7 protein-coding genes, 1 rRNA gene and 1 pseudogene are annotated in these 6,457 nt (G+C 64.3%); 5 read left to right on the top strand and 4 right to left on the bottom strand.

The window, feature by feature from the left end; genetic code table 11:
• Positions 1-94, top strand: a 5S ribosomal RNA gene (gene rrf / locus VLF18_RS04930); the annotation flags it as partial.
• Between the two features lie 605 nt (positions 95-699).
• On the opposite strand, the gene dnaG is transcribed toward rrf, so the two are convergent.
• The 3 genes from dnaG to rpsU form a co-directional block, all read right to left on the bottom strand.
• The gene (gene dnaG, locus VLF18_RS04925) at positions 700-2,511 is read right to left on the bottom strand and encodes a DNA primase (protein WP_325278506.1); all 1,812 of its coding nucleotides are present in this window, start codon (positions 2,509-2,511) and stop codon (positions 700-702) included.
• 109 nt (positions 2,512-2,620) lie between these two features.
• The gene (locus VLF18_RS04920) at positions 2,621-3,073 is read right to left on the bottom strand and encodes a GatB/YqeY domain-containing protein (protein WP_325278504.1); all 453 of its coding nucleotides are present in this window, start codon (positions 3,071-3,073) and stop codon (positions 2,621-2,623) included.
• A gap of 110 nt (positions 3,074-3,183) precedes the next feature.
• Entirely contained in the window at positions 3,184-3,399 is a 216-nt protein-coding gene (rpsU, locus tag VLF18_RS04915) for a 30S ribosomal protein S21 (protein ID WP_325278503.1), read from the bottom strand.
• A gap of 82 nt (positions 3,400-3,481) precedes the next feature.
• On the opposite strand from rpsU, the gene tsaD reads away from it, so the two are divergent.
• From tsaD to folK, 3 genes are read left to right on the top strand one after another with little or no spacing between them, the layout of a single operon-like run.
• Complete coding sequence (gene tsaD / locus VLF18_RS04910) at positions 3,482-4,501, top strand: tRNA (adenosine(37)-N6)-threonylcarbamoyltransferase complex transferase subunit TsaD (RefSeq protein ID WP_325278505.1); 1,020 nt, start codon at positions 3,482-3,484, stop codon at positions 4,499-4,501.
• A 23-nt stretch (positions 4,502-4,524) separates the two neighbouring features.
• Entirely contained in the window at positions 4,525-4,884 is a 360-nt protein-coding gene (folB, locus tag VLF18_RS04905) for a dihydroneopterin aldolase (RefSeq protein ID WP_325278502.1), read from the top strand.
• Between the two features lie 5 nt (positions 4,885-4,889).
• Entirely contained in the window at positions 4,890-5,375 is a 486-nt protein-coding gene (gene folK / locus VLF18_RS04900) for a 2-amino-4-hydroxy-6-hydroxymethyldihydropteridine diphosphokinase (protein ID WP_325278501.1), read from the top strand.
• A 6-nt stretch (positions 5,376-5,381) separates the two neighbouring features.
• Here folK and VLF18_RS04895 read toward each other — a convergent pair whose 3' ends face one another.
• A complete protein-coding gene (locus VLF18_RS04895; protein WP_325278500.1) occupies positions 5,382-6,119 on the bottom strand; it encodes a pteridine reductase in 738 nt (245 codons plus the stop codon).
• Between the two features lie 65 nt (positions 6,120-6,184).
• On the opposite strand from VLF18_RS04895, the pseudogene VLF18_RS04890 reads away from it, so the two are divergent.
• A pseudogene (locus tag VLF18_RS04890) lies at positions 6,185-6,457 on the top strand (class I SAM-dependent methyltransferase); the annotation flags it as partial.

The following is a 6,457-nucleotide window of genomic DNA, read 5'->3' as shown; positions in this document are numbered from 1 at the left end:
TGGTACCACCCGATCCCTTCTCGAACTCGGAAGTGAAACGAACCCGCGCCGATGGTAGTGTGCATCCGCATGCGAGAGTAGGTCACTGCCAGGGCCCTTTTTACCAACGCCATCCCTTACCGGGATGGCGTTTTGGTTTTGCGACTAAGCCATTCGTCGCAGTCGGCATAAGCCGCAGCGTACGCGTGCTGCAGTCTTTGCGCGCGCGTTTAGTGCAGGAACTTGGGTCGCGCCGACTGGCCGGCCGCGGCAATCAACGACTCGCTGCAGCATCTCGCGCACCCGGTCGTGTAGATCGCGCAATTAATTTGCAGCCAGCGAAATTACTCTTCGCGTTTTCAGCCATGCATTTAATGCAGTCGACTCGCACCAAAATGCAATCACCTTTCCGGCACATAGCGATGGTCGCTAGCGGCGTTCGCCTGAATTGCGATGCCCGGCTCCAGCTACGACGACCTATTGAGCCGCTCGCGCATATGTGTTCGCGGCGCGTTGCCAATCGTTCGTCCGGTCCATCCTCGATCACATGGCGGGTCTGATCAACATTGCAGCAGCTGCAACCATGTGTTCGCTACCGGCTGAGTGCATTCGGCATTAGCTCGGGTACTGAGCTGGAAACTAGCCGCCAATGGCAGTGGCGTCGGCGTGTATCGACCGCGCAGCTGTATGAGCGCTTCGCGCGAACAGTCTTCTGCGGCGCTAACGCTTCCGCGCGGTCAGCAACGCGCGCAGTTCCGCTTTTTCTGTTTCATTCAGCCCCGACTCGGATTGCTTCGCAATCAATTCGTCGGTGCGCTGCTGTGCCGTCTGTCCGGCGAGTACGCTCAGCGCGTCAATGAATTCACGTTGGAGCGTGCTCGTGTCACCGTGAAGCGGAAGGATGGCGAGTTTGCGTAACGCATTTCCTTCATCGCGCTGTTCGAAGTGCTGCAGGATCGCCGCGGTATTCGTCGCGCCGCGCGTACGGCAGAAATCGAGCAGCTCGATGAGAAGGGCAACGCCTGGTTTCCGAAGTTCCACGAAAACGTAAGGCGGAGACGGAACCGACTCGATGAAGCCCGGATGCTGCAGCAACAGCGCGACCGCGTACCGCACGACGCTACGCTGCGCGTCCGTCGCCTGCACCGGCAGCGCCGGTGACAGCTTGGGGTCGCTGTGCTTCGCCGTGTCGCCACGTAGCAGAGCGACGCGTTCGTCCAGCATTTCCTCGACGCCTTCGCGCATCTGAGGCGACAGGCTCGCCGACAACGACCATCGAATCGCCGTTTTGTCGGTCAGCATTTCCTGCATGCGATCGCGGAACGCGCCTTCGGGGATCGATCCGATCAGTTCCTTGCAGCGCTCGGCAAGACGCGCGCGTCCATCCGCACTCCGCAAGTCCGTACCGCTTTCCTGATGCGCAAAGAAAAACTCGCTGAGCGGTGTCGCTGCGACAAGGCGCTGTTCGAAGCCGTCACGGCCTTCCTGGCGAATCAATGTATCCGGATCTTCGCCGTCGGGCAGAAAGAGAAAGTGGGCCTGGCGGCCGTCGCGCATGCGCGGCAATACGGATTCCGCAGCGCGCCATGCCGCCTGACGTCCGGCTCGATCGCCGTCGAAACAGAAGTATACATCGGCGCAATTGCGAAACAGAATTTCCGCATGTTCGCGTGTGGTTGCAGTTCCGAGCGTGGCTACGGCCTCCGGCAGTCCGAACTGATGCAACGCGATCACGTCCATGTAGCCTTCGACGACGAGGATGCGCGAGATCTTCTGCTGCGCCTGCCGCACCTGCCATAACGCGAACAGTTCTCGTCCCTTGTGGAACAGCGGCGTTTCAGGTGAATTGAGGTACTTCGGGCCGTCGCCTTTCGTCAGCACGCGGCCGCCGAACGCGATGATGCGCCCGCGGCGGTCCTGAATCGGAAACATGACTCGATCGCGGAAGCGGTCGTAGGCACCTCGATCGCCACGGATCAGCATGCCGGCTTTCTCCAGCAGCGCGATTCGCTGCGAGTTCGTGCCAAGCGCGCTGCGCAGTCCGTCGAATGCGTCAGGCGCATACCCGAGGCCGAACGTTGCCAGCGTCGTTGCGTCGAGTCCGCGGTTTTCGAAATAGCTGCGTGCAGTCGCGTTCTGGTTCAACGCCTGCTGGTAGTAGCGCGCTGCCTGTTCCAAGACGGTATAAAGGTCCGCCGTGTCGCTCGCCTGCGGCCCTGGCGCGCGGCCGCCTTCGTAAGGCACCTTGAGGCCGATGCGGCCCGCGAGTTCTTCGATTGCATCAGGAAACTCGAGGCGATCGTACTCCATGAGGAACTTGATCGCGCTGCCATGCGCGCCGCAGCCAAAGCAGTGGTAGAACTGCTTATGCGGACTGACCGTGAACGAAGGCGAGCGCTCGTCGTGGAACGGACACCGGGCGCTCCAGTCGCGCCCCGCTTTCTTCAGCGGCACGCGTTCTTGAATCACGTCGACGATGTCGACGCGTGCGAGCAGTTCATCGATGAAGCTTTCGGGAATGCGGCCGGCCATCGCACTAGTGTGGCGATTCGCTGCTGCGTTGAACACGGGGCGCCCGCTTCTTCGGCGAGGATCGTATCGGGGCGGCCGGGCTGTCCGCTTCGCCCCTGCGCCCCGTTCGTCAGACGAGAGCGGCGAGCTTCTGCTTCACGCGCTCCGACAGCGCGCCCATGTCGGCACGGCCGGCGACTTTCGGACGGACCAGGCCGATGACCTTGCCCATGTCCTTAGGGCCGGTCGCCCCGGCTTCAGTGATGCTCGCGTCGATGATCGCGTCGATCTCGGCGTCGCCGAGCTGCGCCGGCAAGTAGGTCTGCAGCACGCCCTGCTCGTAGCGCTCTACGGCGGCGAGGTCTTCGCGGCCGGCCGCTTCGTACTGGCTCAGGGAGTCTTTGCGCTGCTTCAGCATCTTTTCGATGACGGCAATGGTCTGTGCGTCGTCGAGCGCGATGCGTTCGTCGACTTCGCGCTGCTTGATCGCCGCATTGATCAGGCGGATGACGCCGAGGCGATCTTTTTCGCCGCTCTTCATCGCGGCTTTCATGTCGTCGGTGAGGCGTTGTTTCAGGGACATGGCAATCTCGAATGGCGGAAAGCACAAAACCGGCGCCACTTGCATGGCACCGGCCGGCGGAGCAGCCCGCAGAACGGGGAGATCAGGACGGGCGATCAGCCCGCCCGAACTCAATAGAGGCGCTGACGCTTCGTGACGTCGCGCGAAACGCGACGCAGGTGACGCTTGACGGCCGCAGCGCGCTTGCGCTTGCGTTCCTGCGTCGGCTTTTCATAGAACTCACGCTTGCGAGTTTCGGCCAGGATGCCGGCCTTTTCGCAGGTGCGCTTGAAGCGACGCAGGGCAAATTCGAACGGTTCGTTTTCGCGAACTTTCACGTTAGGCATGGGATCTCCGCTGTTACACTTGCGCCCCGTTCTTGGGCGAGCCGCAAAGTCTAGCGTGTCAGACCAGTCGATTGCAAAGCCTGTGTTGGGCATCGAGTCGTCCTGCGACGAAACGGGCGTAGCCGTCTACGACCTGCAGCGCGGGCTGATGGCCCACCGCCTCTACAGCCAGATCCGTCTTCACGCCGAGTATGGCGGCGTCGTGCCCGAACTTGCCAGCCGGGACCATGTCCGAAAGCTGCTGCCGCTCGTGCGCGAAACCCTGGACGCCGCCGGCATCGGCGTTGCCGAACTCGGTGGCGTTGCCTACACCGCGGGTCCCGGCCTGATCGGCGCATTGCTGGTAGGCGCCGCCGCCGCGCGGGCACTGGCCTGGGCGCTCGATGTGCCCGCGATCGGCGTCCATCATATGGAAGGTCACCTGCTCGCGCCGTTGCTCGAGGCCGAGGCGCCCGAGGCGCCGTTCGTGGCTCTGCTGGTTTCCGGCGGCCATTCGATGCTGATAGCGGTCGAGGCTATCGGTTCGTACCGGTTGCTCGGCGACACGCTCGACGACGCGGCCGGCGAGGCATTCGACAAAACCGCAAAGCTCATGGGCCTGCCTTATCCGGGCGGCCCGCAGCTCGCGCGTCTCGCCGAGACCGGCCAGTCGGGCCGTTTCCGCTTTTCGCGGCCGATGACGGATCGTCCCGGTCTCGATTTCAGCTTCTCGGGCCTCAAGACGCAGGTGCTCCTGGCCTGGCAGAACAGCGATAAAAGCGACACGACCCGGGCGGACATCGCGCGCGGTTTCGAGGAGGCCATGGTCGACACGCTGCGCATCAAGTGCCTGCGGGCACTGGAGGCTGCCGGTGCGCGGTCGCTCGTGATTGCCGGCGGCGTCGGCGCGAACAGGCGCTTGCGCGCACAGCTCGCCGAGGCTGCCGAACGGCAGGGGTTTCGCGTGTATTTTCCGCGCCCCGAATTCTGCACTGACAACGGCGCGATGATCGCGCTCGCCGGCGCATTGCGGCTCAGCGCCGGGCAGACGGACGGCACGGGCATCCAGGTATTCCCGCGCTGGGATCTCGAAACGCTGCGCCCGCTGCATCAGGCCGGCTGAAGCCAACACGGAGACGCACGCATATGGACATCGTATTCATCGAAGACCTGCGCATCGAAACCGTCATCGGCATCTACGATTGGGAGCGCCAGATACGCCAGGTCGTCGCGCTCGATCTCGAAATGGCGTTCGACAATCGCAAACCGGCGGCGACCGACAAGATCGTCGACACGCTCGACTACAAGGCCGTCTCCAAGCGCCTGATCGCGTTCGTCGAAGCGGCGCACTTCGAACTCGTCGAGACGCTGGCCGAAGCATGCGCGCGCATCGTGCGCGAAGAATTTGGCGTGACCTGGCTGCGCCTGCGACTGGCCAAGCCCGGCGCCGTGCGCGGTTCCAAAGCCGTCGGCGTCGTGATCGAGCGCGGCGTCAAGCCGGATTGACGACGATGGCTTCCGCTTACCTCAGCCTTGGCTCGAATCAGAATCCCGAGGCGAACCTGTCGTCGGCGGTCGCCGCGCTGCGGCGGCGATTCGGACAGGTGCGTATTTCGGCCGCCTACCGGTTCCCGGCGGTCGGCTTCGACGGCGCGGACTTCGTGAACCTGGCCGCCGTCATCGAAACCGATCTCGCGCCCGAGATGCTGAACGACTGGCTGCATGCCCTTGAGGACCGCCATGGCCGCCGCCGGGACGTGCCGCGGTTTTCCGATCGGACGCTCGATATCGACATCGTGCTGTTCGGTGACCAGATATTGCGCGGCAGCGGCAACCTGCAGGTTCCGCGCGACGAACTCAAGCACGCGTTCGTGCTGCGTCCTCTGGCCGAGATAGCGCCCGACGCCGTAGTTCCGACGAGCGGCCGAACGCTGCGCGAACTCTGGGAAGGCCACGTCGACCGGACGCGCGCATTCGATCGCATCGCACTGGGCTGACGGTCGTCAGATCGCGAGCGAACGCCCGCCGTCGACGTGCAGCACTTCGCCGGTGACATATGGCGATTGCAGCAGCCAATGCACGGCGGAAGCGACGTCCTCCGGCGTGCCGCAACGCGCGAGCGGGATCCGCGCGAGCAGCGATTGCTGTTCCGAGCTGCTCTTGCCGCTCTCGGGCCAGAGGATCGCCCCTGGCGCGATCGCGTTGACGCGCACGTCGGGCGCCAGATCGAGCGCGAGCGAGCGCGTCATCATCAGCAGCGCCGCCTTGGCCATGCAATAGACCGCATGCCGCGCCAGCGGCCGCTCGGCGTAGACGTCGACAAGGTTCACGATACATCCCCGTGCGTTCGCCAGTGCCGCAGCCGCGGCCTGCGCCAGAAAGAACGGCGCGCGTGCATTGCTCGACAGCAGCGTTTCCCACTGCGCCGGCGTCGTGCTGCCGAGCGGCGTCGGCTCGAACGTCGACGCGTTGTTGACCAGTGCATCAAGCCGGCCGAAGCGTTCGAGTGCGGCGTCGACGAGGTCTGGCAACATTTCCACATTATCGAGATCGGCCTGCAGCACGAGCACGCTGCGCGGCCGCTGCTGCTCGAGCTGCGCGGCGAGTTCGTCGAGTTCGCTGCGCGAATGGCGGCAGTGCAGCGCGAGATCGTAGCCGGCGGCGTGCAGCGCGCGCGCTATCGCGGCGCCGACACGCCGGGCGGCGCCGGTCACGAGCGCGACGGGACGGGTATCGGTCATCGGCGTCACCTCGGCTATGCTTGCGGCCCGGCGATTGCCGCACACCCCAGCCGCGAAATCCAGCCTTGCGCATCGATTTGCCTGAACCGACGTCTGCCGAGCGCGAGCACAGCGAAACGCTGGCCGGCTTCATTCGCAATGAAATCGCGGCGAATGGTCCGCTGCCGTTCTCGCGCTTCATGGAGCTCGCGATGTATGCGCCGGGGCTCGGTTACTACAGCGCCGGCAAGACGAAGTTCGGCGCAGCCGGCGATTTCGTGACGGCGCCGGAACTCGGCAGCGTGTTCGCACGCTGCGTCGCGCGCTCGCTCGCGCCGACGCTGCGTGCTGTCGGGTCG

The sequence above is a fragment of the Tahibacter sp. genome, assembly GCF_035481375.1.
In the GTDB taxonomy this organism is placed as follows: Bacteria; Pseudomonadota; Gammaproteobacteria; order Xanthomonadales; family Rhodanobacteraceae; genus Tahibacter.
This window is presented reverse-complemented; position numbering and strand designations above follow the sequence as displayed.

Coding starts and splice junctions, on each gene's coding strand:
- dnaG (WP_325278506.1), bottom strand. CDS start 2,511: ATGGCCGGCCGCATTCCCGAAAGCTTCATCGATGAACTGCTCGCACGC.
- VLF18_RS04920 (WP_325278504.1), bottom strand. CDS start 3,073: ATGTCCCTGAAACAACGCCTCACCGACGACATGAAAGCCGCGATGAAG.
- rpsU (WP_325278503.1), bottom strand. CDS start 3,399: ATGCCTAACGTGAAAGTTCGCGAAAACGAACCGTTCGAATTTGCCCTG.
- folB (WP_325278502.1), top strand. CDS start 4,525: ATGGACATCGTATTCATCGAAGACCTGCGCATCGAAACCGTCATCGGC.
- folK (WP_325278501.1), top strand. CDS start 4,890: ATGGCTTCCGCTTACCTCAGCCTTGGCTCGAATCAGAATCCCGAGGCG.
- VLF18_RS04895 (WP_325278500.1), bottom strand. CDS start 6,119: ATGACCGATACCCGTCCCGTCGCGCTCGTGACCGGCGCCGCCCGGCGT.